Source organism: Aquirufa salirivi, assembly GCF_045310485.1.
Lineage (GTDB): Bacteria > Bacteroidota > Bacteroidia > Cytophagales > Spirosomataceae > Aquirufa > Aquirufa salirivi.
In genome coordinates, this window is the sequence record NZ_JBEWZH010000008.1 from 120,424 (window position 1) to 141,548 (window position 21,125).

18 protein-coding genes are annotated in these 21,125 nt (G+C 40.3%); 6 read left to right on the forward strand and 12 right to left on the reverse strand.

The window, feature by feature from the left end; all coding sequences use genetic code 11:
- Positions 1–82: 82 nt before the first annotated feature.
- Entirely contained in the window at positions 83–3,001 is a 2,919-nt protein-coding gene (locus U0R11_RS11480; protein ID WP_406751820.1) for a DNA polymerase III subunit alpha, read from the reverse strand.
- A complete protein-coding gene (gene dinB / locus U0R11_RS11485) occupies positions 3,001–4,188 on the reverse strand; it encodes a DNA polymerase IV (protein WP_406751821.1) in 1,188 nt (395 codons plus the stop codon). The genes U0R11_RS11480 and dinB overlap by 1 nt, the downstream gene beginning before the upstream one ends.
- 108 nt (positions 4,189–4,296) lie before the next feature.
- Between dinB and U0R11_RS11490 the strand changes: the two genes are divergently transcribed.
- Both U0R11_RS11490 and U0R11_RS11495 read left to right on the forward strand, forming a co-directional pair.
- Complete coding sequence (locus tag U0R11_RS11490; RefSeq protein WP_166375770.1) at positions 4,297–5,001, forward strand: XRE family transcriptional regulator; 705 nt, start codon at positions 4,297–4,299, stop codon at positions 4,999–5,001.
- Positions 5,002–5,027: 26 nt separating this feature from the next.
- A complete protein-coding gene (locus tag U0R11_RS11495) occupies positions 5,028–7,154 on the forward strand; it encodes a Tex family protein (RefSeq protein WP_406751822.1) in 2,127 nt (708 codons plus the stop codon).
- Between the two features lie 126 nt (positions 7,155–7,280).
- Here the strand turns inward: U0R11_RS11495 and U0R11_RS11500 are convergent, their stop codons facing one another.
- From U0R11_RS11500 to U0R11_RS11515, 4 genes are read right to left on the reverse strand one after another with little or no spacing between them, the layout of a single operon-like run.
- Positions 7,281–7,619 (reverse strand): heavy-metal-associated domain-containing protein, encoded by a 339-nt coding sequence (locus U0R11_RS11500; protein ID WP_166375772.1) that lies wholly within the window; start codon positions 7,617–7,619, stop codon positions 7,281–7,283.
- A complete protein-coding gene (locus tag U0R11_RS11505) occupies positions 7,619–7,837 on the reverse strand; it encodes a heavy metal-binding domain-containing protein (RefSeq protein WP_166232825.1) in 219 nt (72 codons plus the stop codon). Before U0R11_RS11505 ends, U0R11_RS11500 begins: the two co-directional genes overlap by 1 nt.
- An 11-nt stretch (positions 7,838–7,848) precedes the next feature.
- Positions 7,849–10,083, reverse strand: a complete 2,235-nt coding sequence (locus tag U0R11_RS11510; RefSeq protein WP_406751823.1) for a TonB-dependent receptor plug domain-containing protein — start codon at positions 10,081–10,083, stop codon at positions 7,849–7,851.
- 48 nt (positions 10,084–10,131) lie between these two features.
- Positions 10,132–10,542 carry a hypothetical protein gene (locus tag U0R11_RS11515; protein WP_406751824.1) on the reverse strand — a complete coding sequence of 137 codons (411 nt, stop codon included), beginning with the start codon at positions 10,540–10,542 and terminating at the stop codon, positions 10,132–10,134.
- A gap of 53 nt (positions 10,543–10,595) precedes the next feature.
- On the opposite strand from U0R11_RS11515, the gene U0R11_RS11520 reads away from it, so the two are divergent.
- The 4 genes from U0R11_RS11520 (at position 10,596) to U0R11_RS11535 (ending at position 14,322) form a co-directional block, all read left to right on the forward strand.
- The gene (locus tag U0R11_RS11520) at positions 10,596–12,257 is read left to right on the forward strand and encodes a S8 family serine peptidase (RefSeq protein WP_406751825.1); all 1,662 of its coding nucleotides are present in this window, start codon (positions 10,596–10,598) and stop codon (positions 12,255–12,257) included.
- Between the two features lie 6 nt (positions 12,258–12,263).
- On the forward strand, positions 12,264–13,370 hold the full coding sequence (locus U0R11_RS11525) for an acyltransferase family protein (RefSeq protein WP_406751826.1): 1,107 nt from the start codon (positions 12,264–12,266) through the stop codon (positions 13,368–13,370).
- A 260-nt stretch (positions 13,371–13,630) separates the two neighbouring features.
- Entirely contained in the window at positions 13,631–13,957 is a 327-nt protein-coding gene (locus U0R11_RS11530) for a type II toxin-antitoxin system HigB family toxin (protein WP_406751827.1), read from the forward strand.
- Between the two features lie 8 nt (positions 13,958–13,965).
- Entirely contained in the window at positions 13,966–14,322 is a 357-nt protein-coding gene (locus U0R11_RS11535) for a helix-turn-helix domain-containing protein (RefSeq protein WP_269003507.1), read from the forward strand.
- A 162-nt stretch (positions 14,323–14,484) separates the two neighbouring features.
- Here U0R11_RS11535 and U0R11_RS11540 read toward each other — a convergent pair whose 3' ends face one another.
- The 6 genes from U0R11_RS11540 to U0R11_RS11565 form a co-directional block, all read right to left on the reverse strand.
- The gene (locus U0R11_RS11540) at positions 14,485–16,368 is read right to left on the reverse strand and encodes a DUF4365 domain-containing protein (RefSeq protein WP_406751828.1); all 1,884 of its coding nucleotides are present in this window, start codon (positions 16,366–16,368) and stop codon (positions 14,485–14,487) included.
- A gap of 146 nt (positions 16,369–16,514) precedes the next feature.
- Positions 16,515–16,970 carry a hypothetical protein gene (locus U0R11_RS11545; RefSeq protein WP_406751829.1) on the reverse strand — a complete coding sequence of 152 codons (456 nt, stop codon included), beginning with the start codon at positions 16,968–16,970 and terminating at the stop codon, positions 16,515–16,517.
- Positions 16,971–17,007: 37 nt separating this feature from the next.
- Positions 17,008–17,742 carry a hypothetical protein gene (locus U0R11_RS11550; RefSeq protein ID WP_406751830.1) on the reverse strand — a complete coding sequence of 245 codons (735 nt, stop codon included), beginning with the start codon at positions 17,740–17,742 and terminating at the stop codon, positions 17,008–17,010.
- Between the two features lie 241 nt (positions 17,743–17,983).
- The gene (locus U0R11_RS11555) at positions 17,984–18,901 is read right to left on the reverse strand and encodes an ROK family protein (RefSeq protein WP_406751831.1); all 918 of its coding nucleotides are present in this window, start codon (positions 18,899–18,901) and stop codon (positions 17,984–17,986) included.
- Between the two features lie 12 nt (positions 18,902–18,913).
- Positions 18,914–19,852, reverse strand: coding sequence for a ribosome small subunit-dependent GTPase A (rsgA, locus tag U0R11_RS11560; RefSeq protein ID WP_166232844.1), 939 nt, complete (start codon positions 19,850–19,852; stop codon positions 18,914–18,916).
- Positions 19,845–21,038, reverse strand: a complete 1,194-nt coding sequence (locus U0R11_RS11565) for a 3-deoxy-D-manno-octulosonic acid transferase (RefSeq protein WP_166232846.1) — start codon at positions 21,036–21,038, stop codon at positions 19,845–19,847. Before U0R11_RS11565 ends, rsgA begins: the two co-directional genes overlap by 8 nt.
- Positions 21,039–21,125: the final 87 nt, after the last annotated feature.

Here is a 21,125-nt window from a genome sequence, read left to right on the forward strand (position 1 = left end):
GAATGAAGAATGTAGAATGAAGAATGTAGAATTATCAATAATTAGACTTGAATATCAATTCTACATTCTTCATTCTACATTCCTAATACCTCGGATCCGCTTTCCAGCCTAGTTTGCGCATTTGTAAGACCCGCAAGGAGCGTTGACCAAACTCCTCCATGACTTGCCCCTGCATCCAGTAAACGCCTCCGCCCTTAAAAGCATATTTCTTTAAATCTGAAGGAAAATGCACCGTATCAAAAAAGGCACCTTGCGCATCCAAAAAATAACCAAAATACATCCGATCCCCCTTTTTCGTCCAAGTGGGTTTTAAGGTCACCAAATAACCCAAGATATCGCCTCGGTCAGCCAACAAGCGAGCATCCAAACTCGTGACAGGCCATTCTTCTAATAAATCGAAAGGCGAACAGAGGGGAAAACCCAAGATTTCCCACTCGTCAAAAGCATCTTCCAACGGCTCATGTAGCAGCGTGGGCAAAACCCCAATCTCCGTACTATCTTCAAACATTTCCATGGCCACCACCTCGGACACTTTCCCTTGAAAACGAGCATGAGCCTCCCACATCAGATTTTTTTTCCCGGTTCCAAATCGCCGAAAAGCCCCTATCCGAATCAGAATGAGGGCTTGTTCCAAACCCAAGCTCACCCTCCGACAAAAATCTTCCCAAGATAGAAAAGGGCCTAGCTTCCTCGCCTCAAGCATATCGTATACCAAACCTTTCTCCAAGCCTTTGACATGCACCCAACCCAAATACAGCACTTGACCATCCAAACGTGTCAAATAGTTACTTTCATTAATCTCAGGTGCCTCCACCCATCCTCCCGCCCTGCGTGCCTCATGCACGTAAAACTCCGTCCGATAAAAACCCCCAAAATTATTAATCACTGCCACCATAAACTCCAAAGGAAAATAGGCCTTCAAATACAAACTTTGGTAGCTCTCCACCGCAAAACTGGCCGAATGCGCCTTACTGAACGAATAACCACTGAAACTCTCCATTTGTCGCCATACCTCCTTCGCCACCGCCTCCTCATAACCTTTTTCAGCACAGTTCAGAAAAAACTGCTCCCTAATACGTTCAAATTCTCCTCTGGAACGGTATTTGCCCGACATCCCTCGGCGTAAAACATCCGCCTCCGCCAAGCTTAAACCCGCAAAATAATGCGCCACTTTAATGACATCTTCTTGATAGACCATCACCCCATAAGTTTCCTGCATCAAGTCCCCCATCAACGGGTGCACGGGCTGATACGAATGAGGTGCATGATGCCTTTCAATATAAGCCTTCATCATACCCGAGCTAGCCACCCCTGGACGAATGATGGAGCTAGCTGCCACTAAAGTCAGGTAATCCGAACAATGCAACTTCTTGATTAACTGCTGCATGGCTGGAGATTCGACATAAAAACAGCCCATCGTTTCATGACTTTCCAACTGCATTTTGATCTGCTCATCCTGCTTAAAATCCGCCACCCGATGGATATCGATGTCGATCCCACGGTTTTGACGAATAATCTCCACCGCCTCTTTGATATGCCCTAAACCTCGTTGAGATAAAATATCAAACTTCGCAAAACCAATTTCCTCGGCTACATACATATCAAATTGACAAATAGGAAAACCCTTGGGCATAGGCTCCAAGGCGGTATATTCCGACAATGGTCGATCCGAAATCAATATGCCACCGGCATGAATGCTCAGGTAATTGGGGAAATCAATCAATAAATTACCGTATTTGATAATCCATTGATGAATCTGGGAATTCGACTGCCGTAACTCGGCCGTTGGGGCTATCCAAGCATCGATCTCCGCTTTGGGCAAACCAAAGACCTTGGCCAATTCCCGGTAAATGGAACGATCGCGAAAGGTCACATAGGTAGCCAACAGGCAAACATATTGCGACCCATATCGCTTGAAAATGTAATCAATAATCTCATCGCGCTCATCCCAGGAAAAATCAATGTCAAAATCAGGGGGACTCGTTCGCTGAGGATTAATGAAGCGCTCAAAATACAAATCCAGCTCAATGGGATCCACATCCGTAATTCCCAAACAATAGGCCACAATGGAATTTGCACCGCTACCCCGTCCCACATGAAAATAACCCCTCGAGCGAGCATAGCGAATGATGTCCCAAGTAATCAGAAAATATGACTCAAAAGAGAGGTCATGAATCACCTGAAGCTCTTTTTTGATCCGATCTTTTGCCTCTTTGGGGGAATGAGGATAACGGTATAGCATCCCCTCATAGGCTAGTTTAGCCAGTAAAGCCTGATCGTCATCCTGACTAGCACTAAATAATTTCCGGTTTTTGCTAACCTTAAACTCAAAAGAAAACTCACAACTCTCCAAGATACGCTCAGCTTCTTCCAACAAGCTCGGGAAGTCGGCACAAAAACCCGCCAATTCCGCTGGGCTATACAAACGTTCATCGTCTTGGGCTTGTGCCTCCAGCGGTAGCTTGCTCAATAACACATTGTGGTCGATCGCCCGCAACAAACGGTGCATAGAAAATGCTCGTTTATCCAAAAAGGTAAAAGGATGACACCAAACCAAAGAAGCCCAATCTTGCTCTTTCCACAATTTGTTTCGATCACTGGCTCTGACTCCCCAACGCTCCTGAGGACCTAAGCTTTTTATTTGTTCTCGACGTGCCAAAGGAAAGATGGTCCACACATCCGGTGAACTAGGCGGCCTGTCTGGCCAAGGCTTAGAAGACAAAAGATGTCGACTCGCAAAAGCGTTAATTTGAGCCAATCCAGAAGCATTTTTGGCTAAACAAATATAATAACAAGCATCTCCCTGCCGAAACTCCATACCCACCACGGGCTTGATATTGGCCACTCGGCAAGCCTGAAGAAAATCATAGATTCCTGATACTCGGTGTATGTCGGTCAATGCCAAAGCCTTAATACCCTGCGCCGCAGCCGCCTCCACCAAAGCCTCGGGAGACAGCGTTCCATAACGCAAGCTATAATAGGAATGGCAGTTGAGATACATTAATTCTCCGATTTAGGTAAGATATTACGGCGTTCATGACGCCCCATCAAACCACTGGCTCGTACGATAGAAGATTCTCCAAATCGATTTTTCAAACCATCCATGGCATGGTAGAGAGGTGCCAAACGAGCACCATCATCAAATAGATTTAACTGCTCTTGCCCTTGCAATAATTTCGAGAAACGCACCCCAATCAAACGTATCAGCAAGCGGCGATCATAGAGTTTCTCAAACAGCTCCACTACCGCCGGAATCAAGCGATGATCACTGGCCGCAGCAGGCAAGGTGATTTGTCGGGTATGTGTATCAAAATTGGAATAGCGCAACTTTACCGTCACACAAGAAGTACATTGTCCCAAACCCCGTAAATCATAGGCTAACTGTTCCGTCAATGAACCTAATATCCGTCTCAACAAAACCACGTCAGTACTGTCTTGATCAAAGGTCATTTCCTTCGACAAAGACTTTTGTTCTGAATAAGGTACCACAGGTCGCAGATCGATCCCATTGGCACGCTCCCAAAGCATCACGCCCGACTTACCAAAACTACGCTCCAGCACTTTCAAGGGCATTTGACTCAAAGTTCCTACATGTACGATTCCCATATTCCGCAATGTTTGAGCCGTCACCGACCCGATCATTGGGATTTTTCCCACGGGCATAGGTGCCAAGAAAGCCTTTTCTTCTCCCGCCAACACCTGGTATTGACCCGCAGGTTTCACATAGTTGGTGGCCACTTTAGATACGGTTTTATTGACCGACAAACCAAAAGAAATCTGTAAACCTGTTTGTTTCTGAATACGTTCTCGTAAATCGGTCGCAAAACGATAGGCGCCAAAAAAGCGCTCCATACCTGTCATATCCAAATAAAACTCATCGATGGAAGCCTTTTCTACCAAAGGCGCGCGATCCATAATCAAGGAGGTCACCGCTTCGGAGTATTGGGAATAAGCTTCTAGGTCGCCTCGTAACACGATAGCATCAGGACAAAGTCGCATGGCCATCCGCATCGGCATAGCAGAGCGTACGCCAAAAGCACGAGTTTCATAACTACAAGCCGCCACGACACCTCGATCAGATAAGCCCCCGACAATCACGGGCTTACCCACCAAGGCACTGTCTCGTAGTCTTTCGACAGAGACAAAGAAACTGTCCAAATCCATATGAACAATGGCGCGCTCTTGCATAAAATTGATAGATATTTGGGTATTCTGAATACCTTTTGTAATTTCGATACAAATGATCTCCAAAATTGGATACGAATTTTATTCATTTTACATTAATAAGCAACATACATGAGCACTTTTTTTAGCCAGAATTTACGATTCTTACGCAGCAAAATGTCGGAGAAAACTTCCCAAGAAAAACTGGCTGAAATCTTACAAATAAAAAAACCTACTTTGGGCTCTTATGAGTCAGGAAGAGCAGAGCCCAAATATGCAGATTTGATCTTATTGGCGAACTTTTTCGAGGTTGAAGTGGACGAATTACTCAAGGAAGATTTAGCCAAAAGAATCCCAGGCTTATCCAATAAACCTAAGCTACGTATTTTAGCCACCACGGTTAACGGCGATAATGAGGAAAATATTGAGATGGTACCTGTGAAAGCTTTGGCAGGATATACTACCTCCTATGACGACCTAGAGTTTATCAAAGAATTACCGACTTTTCAAGTTCCTTTTTTAACCAAAGACCGTAAATACCGTGTATTTCCGATCAAAGGGGATTCCATGCTACCTTTACAATCTGGTTCTTTGGTATTTGCCGAATACGTAGAAGATTGGAAAGACATCAAAGATGGCACCATCTGTATCGTAGTGACTCGCGAAGACGGGGTAGTGTTGAAAAAAGTCATCAACCACTTACAAGAGAAAAATGTGTTGATCTTAAAGTCGACCAACAAACTCTACGACCCCTATCCTATCCTAGGCACTGAAATCCAGGAAATCTGGAAGTTCGCTGGGTATTTCTACAATGAATTCCCTGAAACTAACGAATAAATCAAGGCCTGTTTCTTATTTCTCTTATGTCCATTCCTTTTCAAAAAATAGCCGCTAGCTTGCAGCTAAGCGAAAATGCCGTTCGTAAAACCATTGCCCTGTTAGAAGAAGGTGCTACCATCCCCTTTATTGCCCGTTATCGAAAAGAGATGACGGGGAGTTTGGATGAGGTTCAAATCCGTGATATTCGGGACGCCATGGAACTTTCTGTCGAATTAGAAAAGCGCGGAGAAGCAATTTTAAAGTCTTTAAAAGAGCTGGATAAACTTAGCCCTGAACTAGAAAGAGCTGTTCGTGCCGCCGAAACCTTGGCTAAACTAGAAGACTTGTACCTACCGTATAAACCTAAACGCAAGACCCGTGCGATGGCCGCTCGAGAAAAAGGTCTACAGGAATTAGCCAATGCTTTATTTCAACAAAGGAATCTTTCGCCTGAGAATCTAGCAGAGAAATTTTTAGATGAAGAAAAAGGCGTAATTGCTTTGGATATCGCCCTAGCGGGTGCGCGGGATATTTTGGCAGAAGAAATGATGGAAAAAGCAGAAGCCCGAGAAGATGCGCGTCAGCTTTTTGCTCGAAAAACTCAGGTAAAATCCAAAGTCAGCAAAGGCAAACAAGAAGCCGGCATTAAATACAAAGATTATTTTGATTGGTCAGAGTCCTTAGCCCTAGCACCTTCCCACCGAGTATTAGCCTTATTTCGCGGAGAAAATGAGGGTATTTTGGCGCTATCTTTGGAAGGACCTGACAAAGATGTTTTAGACCGATTGGGTCGCCGATTCCTAACGGGTCGTAATGCTTGTGCTGATCAGGTGGAATTAGCCATACAAGATGGCTACAAAAGGCTCTTACAACCAGCCATGGAAACAGAAATGCGAGCAGAGGCCAAAAAACGAGCCGATGAAGAAGCGATTCGGGTATTTGCCGAAAATGTTCGCCAATTACTGTTGGCCGCTCCATTGGGACAAAAGCGCATCCTTTCCTTAGATCCAGGATTTAGAACAGGTTGCAAATTGGTCTATTTAGACGAACAAGGCAATCTGATTGAGAATACCACCATTTACCCACATACAGGCCCAGGTCAGGCACAAGAAGCCGAGCAAACGCTACGTTCTTGGGTAAAGAAATACCACATAGAAGCCATCGCCATTGGTAATGGTACAGCAGGTAGAGAGAGTGAAAGTTTTGTGAAAAATCTCCGACTAGAAGGCATCAGCATCATCATGGTGAATGAAAGTGGAGCCTCCATCTATTCTGCTTCGGATGTGGCTCGAGAAGAGTTTCCAGATAAAGACATTACCGTTCGTGGAGCGGTGTCCATTGGTCGCCGACTCATGGATCCTTTAGCTGAATTAGTGAAGATTGACCCTAAGTCGATCGGGGTGGGACAATACCAGCATGATGTAGACCAGAAGAAATTACAAGCATCCTTGGACGATACCGTCATTTCATGTGTTAACTCGGTAGGCGTTGAATTGAATACTGCTTCCAAACAAATCCTATCTTATATTTCTGGCTTAGGACCGCAGTTAGCCCAAAATATCATGGATTACCGACAAAAAAATGGCCCTTTCTTACGTCGATCTGATCTAAAGAAAGTTCCTCGTTTAGGGGAAAAAGCCTTTGAACAAGCCGCCGCATTTTTACGTATTCGCAAAGCGAGTAATCCTTTGGATGCCAGTGCTGTGCATCCAGAACGTTATGCCATTGTAGAGCAAATGGCCAAGGATTTACAATGTAAAGTGGCTGATCTTCTTCAAAATGAAGCCTTACGAAAGCAAATACAAATAAGTAAATACGTAAGTGCTGAAGTAGGAATCCCTACCCTGACCGATATCGTTCAGGAATTGGCTAAACCCGGTCGTGATCCTAGAGAGCAGTTTGAGGCTTTTGAATTTACGGAGGGGGTAAACTCCATTAAGGATTTACGTGTAGGAATGAAGCTAGCAGGTATTGTGACCAACATCACCAATTTTGGTGCTTTTGTGGATATTGGAGTACATCAAGATGGCTTAGTGCATGTAAGCCAACTGGCCGACAAATTCGTTAAAGACCCGAATGAAGTGGTGAAAGTCCAGCAAAAAGTACTAGTCACTGTCACTGAAGTAGATGAAGCTCGCAAGCGAATAGCCCTAAGCATGAAAGCTCACTAATCCAACGTTATCAAGTTATTGGACAACAAAATTGTGTTGAAAAACGTTACAACGCTCAACGCTGTCAAGGTTTGGAACCTTGCCAGCGTTAGAAAAAGAGCGTTGATGTTGAGTTTTTCTCTACTATTAATGAGCCATAGTAGCTGCACCTTTCTTGCAGCAAGAAGGTAGTTTCTCGTAACTCTTGCTATCAGCCACAACTTCATCGGCATCATATCCCACTTCAGCAATGGCGCGCTTGATGGCTGCAACATCTGTCTTTTTAGGATTGTATTCTACCGAAATAGTCTTGTCTTTCAAGTCCAAGTCTGATTTTGAAATTCCCTTGCTCAAAGCTAAATTCTTCTCGATGCGCTCTTTGCACATTTCACATATGGCCGAGGTTTTGATTTTAACCGTTTGTTTTGGCCCCGCCAAGGTAGCAAAAGGCAAAGCCAATAAGGCCGCTAAAACTAGTTTTTTCATTAGGCTGCTTTTTTAACTGCTTTTAATTCCATGGTGCAAGCTGGACATTTCCCTTTTTTAGCGTAGGTCTTGTTTCCTTCACATTTCATCGGACATTGATATACTTCTTTCTTATCCGCACCCGCTTTGCTGGTGTCGTGCTTATGCTCTTGCTTTTCTTGTGCCATCAAGCCATATGTTCCCAACATAAGACCTGCCATCATGATTACATTTTTCATTGTTTTTCTATTTATTGAATTTTATAACGCATTCCTGTATAAATCATCCGACCTACAATAGGCCCCCACACCATGGTGGCATCAAATCCCCGACTAAAAGGATCTTTGGCCGACATAATCGGATTAGCTTGAGTAAAATTAAACAGATTTTCAGCACCTACATACATTTCCCACTTTTTGAATTGGCGAGTGACTTGTGCATATACCGTGGAAAAAGCTGTCGCCGTTAATATTGGACTACCCACATCATGTATATGAGCTAAACTTCCATTCGGAATTCTTCGGCTACCATTCCATTGCCAAGTCAAATCGTACTTCCACTTCTCATAAGGCGTGGAATAGGCTATATTGACCAATACCCGATCCTTATTCAAATAGGCCTTAGATAAGCGATTTAAGGTCCCTTTCAAAGTCAAATAATCTGCCTGAACATCTTGGTAGCGGTAAGCTGCCTTCAACTCCAAACGTTTCGCAGGACTATAATTTAATTCTGCCTGCCAACTGTTTGCAAATGATACTCCTGGATTACTATACATGCGAATCTCACCCCCATTCTCCATATCCACCATCCATTGCTTTTCAAAATCCGTACGGAAAGCATCCAATACTAGACTTCCTTTTCTTGTCCCAATTTGAAAATTCTTCGTCAAAGTAGCCCCAAAATTCCATGCTTTTTCCATAGGATTCTGGTCTCCTAAAACGAGCAATCGCCTACCATTAGCTAGAAAACCCATATTTTCTGCCAATGGATTCACCCGTCGCCAGCCCTTTCCTGCTGATAATCGCACGATCCAATCTTCTGCCGCATCCCACTTCAAATGCCATCTTGGAACCCATTGCGCACCAAATTGATTGTGCCAATCAATCCGATTACCCAACACCATCGTTAGGTGATTAGGTACCGTCCACGTGTATTCGAAAAATGCACCCGGTACTATCTCCGTTCGAGCAAATGATGAGTCAATGTAACGCTCTTGGTAGGAATCATATAAAAAACTAGCTCCTGCTTTCCAGCTATGATTGGTATTATCAAAAATGGATTGATAAATCAAATTGGCATACATGCTTTGCTCTCTGCCCACATAATTTTTGAAGGCAAAATATGAGTCATTTTGATGCTGAGCCGTATTCAAAATCAAACCTAAACCTTGATAAGGTTTATCCGGGAATAAACGGGCAATCTTGGCAAAGGTTTCAAAACGTGAAGTCTTACTGCCAAATCCATATACTAAAAAGCGATTAGACGTATTTTCATCAAAGTTATTTTGACCTGCCAAACGGTTTTCATGTAAATACGAAGCACCCCATTGAACCATCCAACGATCCGTAGAATACTTCCAGCGATTCAGTACATTCCATAAGTCGAAAAGCGGCAAATCCATAAACCCATCTTTATTCCCATCCAAACGAGCTGCTTGCTTCGAATAATGTGTAAAAAGTCCAGTGGACAATCTCGAGTTGAATTTATGTGCCCCCTGTTGATTGATCTCAAATCGACCTTGTGAATTTGTATATACATTCAAAAAATACTTTTCTGATGTATCTGGCTTGGCTAATTCCACATTAATTCCTCCGGTAATCGACTCATAGCCATTAACTACGGAGCTTTGACCTTTCGCCAAATCGATGGATTTAATCCAAGTACCCGGTAAATAATTCAAGCCATAGGTGGTTTTTAATCCGCGAATGGAGGGAATATTTTCCACATTCGTTTGCACGTAAGTACCAGATAATCCTAGCAATTGAATCTGCTTGGCACCAGTTACAGCATCCGCAAAGCTGACGGATACAGACGCATTGGTTTCAAAGCTTTCCGATAAATTACAACAGGCAGCTTTGGCCAATGTCTTCATCGTTAAGATTTCTGTATGAAGCGTCGCTACATCATCATGATTTCCTGGTGCGGCAACAACGCGTACTTCACTCAACTCTTTGTTGGCCGCTTTTAAATGAACATGTAAAAATTGATTGCTCTCCACAAAAATGGAATCACTAATAAAACCTGTTGAGCTAAAAAGCATCCAACCTGTTTTTCCTTGCACATCCAAGGAAAAGGCCCCTTTAACATCGGTTAAAGTTCCTTTTTTAATAGGTCTAAAATACACGGAAGCGCCCACAAGGTCCTCCATATTTCCTTGAGCATCTAAGCTCATAACTCGGCCTTGAACCACTTGTCCAAAGCTATAGGGCAATGCTACCGTGAAGGTAAAAAGCAATCCCAACAATATAATTCGGTGAATTGACATAAGATTACAATAAGAATGAGAAAAAAATTCAATCTGAATTTTTTCCCATCAAATATTGTAACGCTGTATAAAAGCCAGTCGCTCCTGCAATGGCTTCAGATATATAGATGCCTGAATGGGTTTTTCCGAATCAATGGCTATTAAAATAGCTTGACTAGGTAATTTAGGGACGAACACCTCCGAACAAAGCTGCGTTTGATCTAGGGTATTTTGAACCTTTTTGATTTGCTGATCAAAACTAAATTTGACCTGAATATGGGCATATTCATAACAAGCTGCCCGAGAAATACTTGTTTCTTTGGATGAGGAAGAAGATTGGGGAGACGACGGTGCGGACCAAGTCAGCTTCTTTTTTCCTGTAATCAAACAATCTGAGATACGGTAAGCAAAGCCCACATGACCTATCAAAAGCCATGCCGACAAGAGCACCAAGAAAAAACGTTGACTAGCGCTTTTCATCAAATTCTGTTTGAAACAACCAAATTTACACATTAATTAAATATATTAGCTTAATGTCTTGCATTAAACCGCTGTATCTCCTTGTTTTTATCAGTTTACTGTTAACCTGCACCCAGACTTTGGCTCAGAATGACAGCTACCGATACCTCATTTTATTTAAAGACAAAGCTAACTCTCCATATTCTTTATCTCAAGCAGATAAATTCCTTAGCACTCGATCGATAGAACGTAGAAAGAAATTTAAGATTGCCTTACAAGAACAAGACCTACCTGTAAACCCCGAATATCTCATAAACGTTCAAAAAAGCGGAGCCAAAATAGTATTTCCATTAAAATGGATCAATGGTGCTCTTATTCAACAAAAGCCCAAAGATTTGGCCAAAACCCTAAGCCAGGCTGGCGTCAAAGGTTTATATTATGCTTACCCCATTGATTCCAGTTCGAGTTTTCAGATTTTAAAGAAAAAACCTAAACTCCCCGAATTAGCCCAAGCATCCATGACCTTAGCTGATAGTTTAGATTATGGGAATTCAAGCACACAGATTAGTCAATTGGGGGTTAATAACATGCATCTGAAGGGTTTTCATGGTGAGGGCGTCCTAATTACCTTGTTGGACGAAGGCTTCTTAAATGCCAATAATACCCCTTATCTTCAAAAAGCTTTTACCGAAAAAAGAATCATCGCCACCCTAACGACAACGCCTGGTTTGACCGACGTATATAGTCGAGGTTCACATGGAACGCATGTCTTGAGTACTATTGCTGCATATACTCCCGGCAAACTGATTGGCACTGCTTATCAAGCCCAGTTGGCACTAGCCCAAACCGAAGAAGGAGGTACAGAAAAAATAGTGGAAGAGGTCAACTGGCTTCGAGGAGCTGAATGGGCGGATAGTTTAGGAACCGACATCCTTAGTTCCTCTTTAGGCTATACGGTATTTGACCTTAAATTAAGCAATCATACCTACGCTGAAATGAATGGCAAAACGGCTTTAAGTAGTAAAGCAGCGGCTTGGGCTGCGCAAAGAGGTATTATTTGTACTATTTCAGCAGGAAATGAGGGGGCGGCAGCTTGGAAATACATCGCCTCTCCCGCCGATGCCGACTCCATTTTAGCCGTGGCTGCGGTAGACAAATCCATGCTTCGAGCCAATTTTAGCTCTTGGGGACCGAGTTCCGATGGACGAATCAAACCCGATGTGGCCGCCATGGGTCAATCTACCGTAATTGGTACATACCTAGGAACGTTTAGCACCTCCAATGGAACATCTTTTGCGGCTCCCCTCATCGCAGGATTAGTTGCAGGAACCTTACAAGCAAACCCCACCAAATCTCCGTGGCAAGTGATGAATGCCATAAGGCAGTCGGGCCATCAAAGTAACAATCCCGACAATTCTTTGGGATACGGAGTTCCCAATTTTAACCGAATCGATAAACTATTAAATCCCATTCTAAGTACTGCTGCTTTGGAAAAGCCGAAGATTCGAATCTATCCCAATGTGCTGTCCTTAGGAGAAGCTATTCATTTAGATCGAGAACTAGCTACGGAGATCAAAGTGGAGCTAATTAGTAATTGGGGCGTTGTTATTCATGAATTTTTATGGACCAATACCCAACAAGATTTTTATCCCCCTCCCCTCGTTTCTGGCAAATATTATTTTAGATTTACGGACAAAATCACCCAACAAGTGATTCCTTTTTATTTTTCAAACTAAACCTACATGAAAACACGCTTTCTCTCTTTAGACATTTTTCGGGGTATCACCTTAGCCATGATGATTTTGGTAAATACCTCTGGAAATGGGGAGTTTACCTACGCTCCATTAAAACATGCTAGTTGGCATGGATTCACTCCTACCGACCTAGTTTTCCCTTCCTTCTTATTTATGGTGGGAGTAGCGATGCGCTTTGCATTCAAGTCGTTTCAATTCCAATTGACACCGGCATTAAGAAATAAGATTTTAAAAAGAACGGTCTTATTATTCCTGATCAATTACCTGATTTTCTACTTTCCATTCCTCGATTTTTCTTTTGAAAACATGCGTTTCCTCAACGTATTGCCTAGGATAGCACTGTCATATTGTGCCATTTCATTCATTGTTTTGCTTGTCAAAGAGAAGTGGCTTACTGCAGTGAATGTAGCCATTCTATTGCTGTACTGGATTTTAATGCTCGTTTTTGGCGACCATGGGGCGGCCTTTGATTTAGGTACCAATGCTGTCCGTAAACTTGATTTATTCTTATTTGGTCCTTCACATTTATATCACGGAGATGGTATTGCTTTTGACCCAGAAGGACTTTTAAGTACGCTACCGGCCTTTTCTACCTGTTTATTTGGTTATCAGGTAAGCCTATTTTTAGAGAAAAGAAGGTTAGATGGCAAAGAAGTAACTTTCCCATTGGTAATTGCTGGAGCAGGTCTTATTGTCTTGGCTTTGATTTGGGATTTAGCCTTTCCGATCAACAAAAAGCTATGGTCGAGTTCTTTTGTATTACTATGTGCTGGCATCGACTTCCTGTTAATTGCATTGATCTATTGGTGGATTGAAATCAAAGAAAGGAAATTTGCCAATACATTTTTCTTGGTCTTTGGTACCAATTCTATTTTAGCCTATGGTATTTCAGAACTCTTAGCTATCCAATTAAACAAATGGCAAATAGCTGAAGGTGATGGTACTACTTCAGCCAGCAATTGGATGTATTGGCACATTTTTGAACCTGTATTAGGCAAATACAACGGCTCTTTGGCCTATGCCATCAGCTTTGTACTGCTTTGTTGGATCATTTGCTATGTCTTTTACCGAAAAAAATGGTTCTTAAAAGTCTAGAACATGATTTGAAGTTCATAAAAAAAGCTCATTAGTGATTCTAATGAGCTTTTTTTGTGGAGTGGCATTCACTTAACGGTGCGGGGCTTGGCGAAGTGGTGAATTTTATCATCAAACTTGATACGAAGCAAAAAGCTTCATCTAAGCACTGAATCGCCAATTTCTTGTAGGTGCTGTTAGCGGATGTGTCAATTTCTTACATGAATTTCAATTTAAACAAAATAGTTTGCAAATTGCAAACTATTAATTAGGTTTGTAACATGAAAATTCTGGTAAGGAAAACAATTTTATTTTACACCGAAAAATACTCCATTGCCAAAACGCCATTACTCATTTGGTACAATGAATTTTCAAAATTAGATTTTCAAAACTTTAATGAGCTCAAACAAATTTATGGAAATGCAAGTGTTGTAAATAATGAAAGAGTTGTCTTCAATATTAAAGGAAATGATTTCCGTTTAGTGGTTTCCATAAATTTTACTCAGAAAGCTTGCTATGTAATTTGGTTTGGACCGCATAAAGATTACGATAAAATTAATGTAGAAACTGTTGATTTTGATACCTCAATCTTGAACTATAAAAAATGATGATGATGATGAACTGGAAAGTATTAAAAACCGAAGAGGATTACAATAAAGCTTCCATGAGATTGATGGAAATATTTCATGCTGAGCCAAACACGCCTGAAGGTGATGAGTTGGATTTGTTGATTGTTCTTGTAAAGGATTTCGATGAAAAACAGTATGAATTACCTGAGCTCGATGCTTTGGAGGTTATTAAGTATAAGATGCAGGAAATGGGAATGAAAGCAAAAGATCTTGAGCCAATAATTGGAAGCAAAGGACACGTTTCAGCAATTCTTTCCGGAAAGCGTGAAATCACGTTAAAGATGGCTCAAAAACTTAAAAATTATTTCAGTATTCCAGCAGAAGTTTTTCTCCACAGCGCATAGAAAACGTCCAATTTCCACGCGATTTTCAAGGCATTTGCGCTAACGGTTGCAGCTACAAGAAGTTGGCAATTTCGGAGACGAAAACTGTCTGCCATAACTGAACTTGATACGAAGCACAAAGCTTCATTTAACCACTGAACCGCCAATTTCTTGTAGGTGCTGTTATGTGCTGGCTTTCTTGTCATCGCTTTGTTTTCTTGTTGTAGCTAAGTCCGAAAATGCCTTTATCAATTCTATTTTTGTTTCACTTTCAAGGTTTGGGTCTTTAAGAAGGTGTTCTGCAATATAATTCACCGATTCTATTCCAAATTTATTTAGAATAACATTGTATATCAAAAGTAGTCCGTCTTGTTTGTTTAGATTAAGGGATATTAAAAAGCAATTTTTCCAGGCTTCTTTGTCCCAGTCTTGAATACAAGCTGCTGTTAAAAAGGCTGTAAAGGCATTTTCATTGTCATTATTGTCCGTTAGGAATACACCGTAATTGAACCAAGCTAAACCATTTAATGGGAAAGAAGCAATTGCTTCTGTTAACATTTCAGGATTCTTGTCTTTAAATGCCTGCTCGGTTAATTCTCTCGATTTTTCAAAGTCAAATGATATTTTGTCAAGTTTGGCTAGAATAAAATTTTCGCAGACTTGTCGCTTTAAGAATATTTCCTCAAAAGAAAATTCGGATTCAACGTTAAGAAATTTGTCGAATTCATCTTTTGCTTCACTAAATTTTCCTTGAAAAAATAGTGAATCTCCCAGAAGTGAAAAAATTAATGGAGCAAAATGCTCACTATTTAATTCATAACTCCTTTTGTAGAACTTTTCAGAAAAATAATAGTGCGATGAGAGAAACAAAACTCCTGCATATTCAAACCACCAATAGAATTTGTCCAAATATTCCGGTTTATTTTTTCTTGCATTTTGATAAAACTTGCTTGCTAAAAACAATTCGTGAGTTGAACGATAAGAATTTGCAAGGTTATAACTAAACGTCCCAATCAAAGATTTGTCTTTTAGTTTCTCGATTGCATTCAACAAATTGCTTTGATACAAATCAGTTAATCTTCCTTCAGTATTAAAAGTGAGAATTGAAAAGTTCACCAACTGGAAAATATCAAGTCGATTTTGTTCAATTGTTGCCTTTGATAAATTTTGAATTTCAAGAATAGAATTTGATTCAATTCCTTTTTTTATTATTTCAAATAGAAATATAGGGTTCAATAACTGCCCTTCATATTGCCCAATATTTTTGATAAGAAGCTCTATAGAATTTCTAATATTATACTTATGAAGTAAAAATGAAACTAAAATCAAAACCTCATTAAATTGCTTTGGGCAATGATTAATGTCTAAAATAGGTAAATAAAAGAATGTGTCATCTGAAATGTCAATAGCAGCCAAGTCAAAAGATTTTCTTGAGCCAGTGACCGAAATTGATAATGAGTTTTCAGGGTTTTCTTTGTATTCAAATTTGAGTGTTGAAGGAAGTTGACTATTGTCAATTTCTACATATTCACCGTAATAATATTGAATCCATTTTATTAATTGTTGATGATACAAAGTTCCTTTGTCACTTGTCGTAATGATTGAAATGTTTACTTTTTTGGGTAATTCAGTGCTAAAGGATTTTTCTAACACCACAAAAAAACTCTTGTCGATTAAATGACCTTTGTCTAAGTTTAGCTTGAAGGTCTTTTGTTTAGAGCCTTCTGCAATTAGAACGTCTTTAAGCAAGTTTGACCAAAGCCCCCAAAATTGTTTTGTCGTGGTGCTAAAAAGCACGAATAAAACAGGACTGGGAATCGAACTGTAATATTCAATATGTTCTTTTTTGAGTTGATATGAAATTACATTGTCTTCAATAATTTGGTCACTTCCCTTTAGCTGTAAATAAAAAATACTACCTGTTGAGCTTTCGCCTTTGAATATCTCAACCATAAAATCAAGCCCATAGTCAGAAGCCAATTCTCTTGCTACCCAATGGTCAGGAATTATTGAATTAAGATGCTTCTTAGATTCTGTTTCAATTATATGTTGTCTTGGTCTTTTCACTGTGTCATTTTAAGCTTGCCGATAACGTTCCGCGGCCTTGCGCTGTTGCCGACTACGTAACGTTAATTTGTCCTGCTAAGATAAAAATAAATGCGAAACGAAATGCTGAATTTAAGGATGATAACGGCAATGGCGCAAGGCCGCTGTTATGCGCTGCCTTGTCTGTGCAGTCTAGTATAACTGGGGAAAAAATCTGCGACACCTTGGTTTAATTTCCAGTGTAACGTCTTTTTCTTCAGTTTAATAATAGCGGTTCCATAAAGTAATTGTTCTCCATGTCTCACATGAGTAAGTTTGATAACAGCTGATTTAAATTTGAGTTTACCGTTTATTGAACAAAGTGGACTTATGGTTTCTGAATTGACATTACGAGACCTAACTGTTCCGGTTATCTCTCCATCATCAATGTCGAGGTCTATTTCTAACTCAACAAAATGTGTTTCAAATTTACTCTTGATTATATCGCCTTCGTTTCCCCATTGTCCACATATTCTATTTCTTAATTTTCTGCGACTTTCTTTAAAGTTTTTGGTAATAAAAAAAATTCCTGTGCAGATTGCAGAGAGAATTCCTGTCAGTATTCCAATTTGTTCTAGTGTCATTATTAGGCATTTCTTATAGTATTTTACACGTGCGGCTTTATTTTGTTTTACTTTCTGTTATCCTTATAATTTCCGAAAGAAGTAGGTCAATCGGTGCAATAAACTCAACCTGGTTTGCGACAGGTAAGACCTCGCTACTCCTAATTGAAGTATGAAGAAATGAATCAGAAATCTTTCTCATTGATTTTTCAAGTTGCTGCATAGCTTCTTTGAAACTTTTTCCTCCGTTATAATTGTTTGTAACTTCACCAAAATTAGTATAACCAAAGATAGGTGCAACATGGTCGATTAGTGACCGTAACATGCCTCCAACAGCGTAAAAGCAGTCAAGATTATATGTAATATTTATTTCCTCGCAGATTCTAATGAGTTTTCTAAAATCATGTTTCTCACTCTTTACTGTCTTTAGATACTCAATTCTTTCATGGCTGATATATTGTTTTTTTAGCATAAAAATATTTTCACTATCAGATTTCTTTTTCCATCCATAATCACGATTAAAATAATCCTTGGTTACATCAGTGCCTTTCATTGCAAGTGCAGGTATTCCAATTGCAATTTTTCCAGTCAACGAACTGAATTCATAATAAGGCTTAACTTCAACAGAATTTACAAATGCATTCCAAGTGTCCCAAGAATCGTTATAAGTAAAAACCTTAATCTTTACTAATTCGTAGAGCGATCGCCTTTCTCCATTAATAAAAACACTTCCTTCTCCATTATCATAGGCAGTTACAATTTTTTGCAAATCGTCTTCAGGTACTTGAGACATTGAATAAGTATCTAGTCCGTTCTTTATGTATATATTAAAAGATTCCATCTTCTGTATTATTTAAAATTGAGATTATCCTAATTGAGCGGTAATTAGGTTGCGCATAACTAGTTTATAGATCTGACAAAATCAGACCTATCACTCCAATTTGGATGTATAAGTCTGACAGCAATCAGACTTTATCATGATCCCCATGTACTGGCGTCCGAGACATATGTAGGTGGTGTCCCAAAGGTAGCCACTAACTATACAACATCGCCGCTCCAAATACCCCTGCACTATCCCCCAATTTAGGTTTAACTACCGGTGTATGAACTTCTCTGGAATTAAAAATATACTTTTTAATGCGCTCATAGCCTTCAGAATACAATAAATCGACATTGCCAACGCCTCCACCAATCACAATGACATCTGGGTCCATTACATTGATTAAGGTAGAAATAGCCCTTCCGAAATAATCCACCATACGCTCCACGGTCGCTTCAGCAGCTGAATCCGAATGATCCTTGGCAGCCTGTAAAATCTCCTTTAACTTCATTTTTTTACCCGAATGCTTTTCGTAATATTTCTCTAAAGCAGGACCTGAAATGACCGTTTCTACACAACCCGATTTACCACAATAACAGGCATCTCCATCATCCTCTAAAATATTATGTCCCCATTCACCGCCAATGCCATGTAGGCCATTGATGATTTTACCATGAACCACCAAGCCTCCTCCTACTCCTGTTCCCATAATAACACCAAAAGCGACTTCTGCATTTGGGTTAACATCTTGTACTGCTCCCAATAGTGTCTCTGCTAAAGCAAAGCAATTCGCATCATTGGCTAGTTTTACCTCGCAGCCTAAGGTATTGGCTAAATCCGTCGCTAAGGCTTGCCCATTCAAACAAACGGTATTGCAATTTTTCATGGTATTGGTCAAGGGATTTAAAACACCCGGTGTAGCAAATCCAATGGCCTTAGGCTTTTCGCCGATGATGCCTGACACTCGATCAACCAAAATCTTAATCTGTGCAATGATGTGATCATAACCTTTAGCAGATTCTGTATCAATTCGCTCTCTTAGTACTACTTGGCTTGGATTCTTCTTTTCCAAAACCGCGCATTCAATCTTTGTCCCCCCCAAATCAATCCCCCATAATAATTCTTTGTTCATCGTTTTTTAGGTTTAGCGTCTATTATCATTATTTTCAAGCATACTCAAATAACTAAAATACCGAGACTCGGCAATATCCCCCTGCTCCAAAGCTTCCCGCACCACACAGCCCGGTTCCGACAAATGCATGCAATTATTAAACTTACATTGGCCAAGTAGTTCACGCATTTCTGGGAAATAATGCGCCAATTCTTCTTTCTCAATTTCCAAAATCCCCAATTCCTTGATCCCAGGGCTATCGATCAAATAGGTATCTTTTCCCAATTCCCACATCGTAGAATAGGTAGTCGTATGAACTCCTTTTTCCGCAAAATCGGATACTTCTTTGGTTTTGATATGTAAATCGGGAGCTACGATATTCATCAAACTGGATTTACCTACTCCAGAATGGCCAGACATTAGAGATACTTTTCCTTGAAACATCTCGGTAAACTCTTCTATCCCTTGTTCCTTCGGAATGGAGGTAAACAAAATTCCATATCCCAATGATTGATATAATCCTGCCCATTCAAAAACCTGATCTTGTTCTTCCTCATTCAGTAAATCCATTTTATTGAACACGATTTGTACCGGAATACGAAATGCCTCAGCTGTGACTAAAAATCGATCTAAAAAGCCCAAGGATGTTTTAGGCATTTTATAGGTCATAATAAAAATGGCTTGATCGATGTTGGCTGCCAGCAATTGCCCTTGTCCTGTTTTATGGACCGATTTACGAATCAAATAGTTTTGTCGAGGTAATATCTCCACAATTAAAACCGTTTGATGCACCTCATCTTCCATTTCATACATGACCCAATCACCCACAGCTATGGGATTCGAGGTTTGAGGACCTTTCAATTTAAATTTACCTTTCAATCGCCCATTATATACCTTTCCTTCTTCCGAACGAACTTCATACCAAGAACCCGTGGAGCGCACAATCAATCCTTTTTTCTTAGACTCAGTCATGTTGTAAGTTCATTAAAATGTGCATGATGGCATCCGTAGCACCCATATTTTTTGCAATGAAAGCTTCTGATCTAGCCTTAATTTGCGCTCTTTGATCGGGCTTTTCCCACAAGTCTAACCAGTATTTATCTAAGTCTTCGGTAGTAGAAATAGTTTTAGCGATACCCTCTTCCAATAAGGCACAAGCTTCTCTAAATTTCAAATAATTCTGATCTCCAAAAGCGATAACGGGACCAAACACGGCGGCTTCCAAGGTATTGTGTAATCCAGCACCATAAGCCCCACCAATAAAAGCAAAATCGGCACCTTGGTAAATCGAAGATAGGCGACCGACTTCATTGACTAATACTACTTGATGATTAGCTAAGCCTTCTGTTGAACTACCTTTAGAATAAACAGATGGTAAAGTAATAGCACTTTTCCATTGTTCCAATTCAGCTTGATGAATTTCATGTGGGACAATGACCCATTTGATGGGTAACGATTGTTTATTGATCAAAGGTATTATTCGATCCATGTCGGCTTGCCAAACAGAACCTAAAACAGCAAAGGCTTGTCCATCTAAAAATTCATCTAATAAATCCCAAGAACTCACCTGTTTGGACTGAGCATAAACCCGATCAAATCGAGTATCACCTGCCACATGAACATGCTTAATTCCGATTTGAGTTAATAATTCTTTGGACACTTCATCTTGGACAAACAAATGAGTAAACTGCCTCAATAGCTTACGATAAAAACCACCATACCAAGCAAAAAATACTTGCTTGGGTCGAAATATCGCAGATACAAGCAATAAGGGAATCTGTCGTTTGGCTAATCCTGTAAGGTAGAAATGCCAAAATTCGTATTTGACAAAAATGGCTAAAGATGGTTTTACAAGGTCTAAAAAACGCTCACTAGTCTTTGCTCCATCCATGGGTAAATAGGAAACGAAATCCACTCCTGAAAAATTCTTCCGAACTTCATAACCAGACGGCGAAAAAAAGGTTACTAAAATAAAATGCGATGGAAACTGCTTTTTATAAGCTTCTATGATGGGCCTTCCCTGTTCAAATTCCCCCAAAGAGGCTGTATGAAACCAAGCAACGGGTTGATCTTGATGAGCAAACGTTTTTTCAAGACCTTGCCAAACTTCCATTTGACCTTGATTCCAAAGTTTCGCCTTGGGATGGAACTTTGACAAGCCTCTCAGGGTTTGACGATACAAAAACAAGGCAAAAGAATACAGCCAAACTCTCAAGTTTTTCTTAAATTTGAAGGTGAATCTTTA

Excerpts from the sequence above, each read along its gene's own strand:
- U0R11_RS11515 (WP_406751824.1), bottom strand. The coding sequence starts at position 10,542 with ATGAAAAGCGCTAGTCAACGTTTTTTCTTGGTGCTCTTGTCGGCATGG.
- U0R11_RS11525 (WP_406751826.1), top strand. The coding sequence starts at position 12,264 with ATGAAAACACGCTTTCTCTCTTTAGACATTTTTCGGGGTATCACCTTA.
- U0R11_RS11530 (WP_406751827.1), top strand. The coding sequence starts at position 13,631 with ATGAAAATTCTGGTAAGGAAAACAATTTTATTTTACACCGAAAAATAC.
- U0R11_RS11500 (WP_166375772.1), bottom strand. The coding sequence starts at position 7,619 with ATGAAAAAACTAGTTTTAGCGGCCTTATTGGCTTTGCCTTTTGCTACC.
- U0R11_RS11480 (WP_406751820.1), bottom strand. The coding sequence starts at position 3,001 with ATGTATCTCAACTGCCATTCCTATTATAGCTTGCGTTATGGAACGCTG.
- U0R11_RS11520 (WP_406751825.1), top strand. The coding sequence starts at position 10,596 with ATGTCTTGCATTAAACCGCTGTATCTCCTTGTTTTTATCAGTTTACTG.
- U0R11_RS11510 (WP_406751823.1), bottom strand. The coding sequence starts at position 10,083 with ATGTCAATTCACCGAATTATATTGTTGGGATTGCTTTTTACCTTCACG.
- U0R11_RS11545 (WP_406751829.1), bottom strand. The coding sequence starts at position 16,970 with ATGACACTAGAACAAATTGGAATACTGACAGGAATTCTCTCTGCAATC.
- dinB (WP_406751821.1), bottom strand. The coding sequence starts at position 4,188 with ATGCAAGAGCGCGCCATTGTTCATATGGATTTGGACAGTTTCTTTGTC.
- U0R11_RS11495 (WP_406751822.1), top strand. The coding sequence starts at position 5,028 with ATGTCCATTCCTTTTCAAAAAATAGCCGCTAGCTTGCAGCTAAGCGAA.
- U0R11_RS11550 (WP_406751830.1), bottom strand. The coding sequence starts at position 17,742 with ATGTCTCAAGTACCTGAAGACGATTTGCAAAAAATTGTAACTGCCTAT.
- U0R11_RS11490 (WP_166375770.1), top strand. The coding sequence starts at position 4,297 with ATGAGCACTTTTTTTAGCCAGAATTTACGATTCTTACGCAGCAAAATG.
- U0R11_RS11505 (WP_166232825.1), bottom strand. The coding sequence starts at position 7,837 with ATGAAAAATGTAATCATGATGGCAGGTCTTATGTTGGGAACATATGGC.
- U0R11_RS11555 (WP_406751831.1), bottom strand. The coding sequence starts at position 18,901 with ATGAACAAAGAATTATTATGGGGGATTGATTTGGGGGGGACAAAGATT.
- rsgA (WP_166232844.1), bottom strand. The coding sequence starts at position 19,852 with ATGACTGAGTCTAAGAAAAAAGGATTGATTGTGCGCTCCACGGGTTCT.
- U0R11_RS11535 (WP_269003507.1), top strand. The coding sequence starts at position 13,966 with ATGAACTGGAAAGTATTAAAAACCGAAGAGGATTACAATAAAGCTTCC.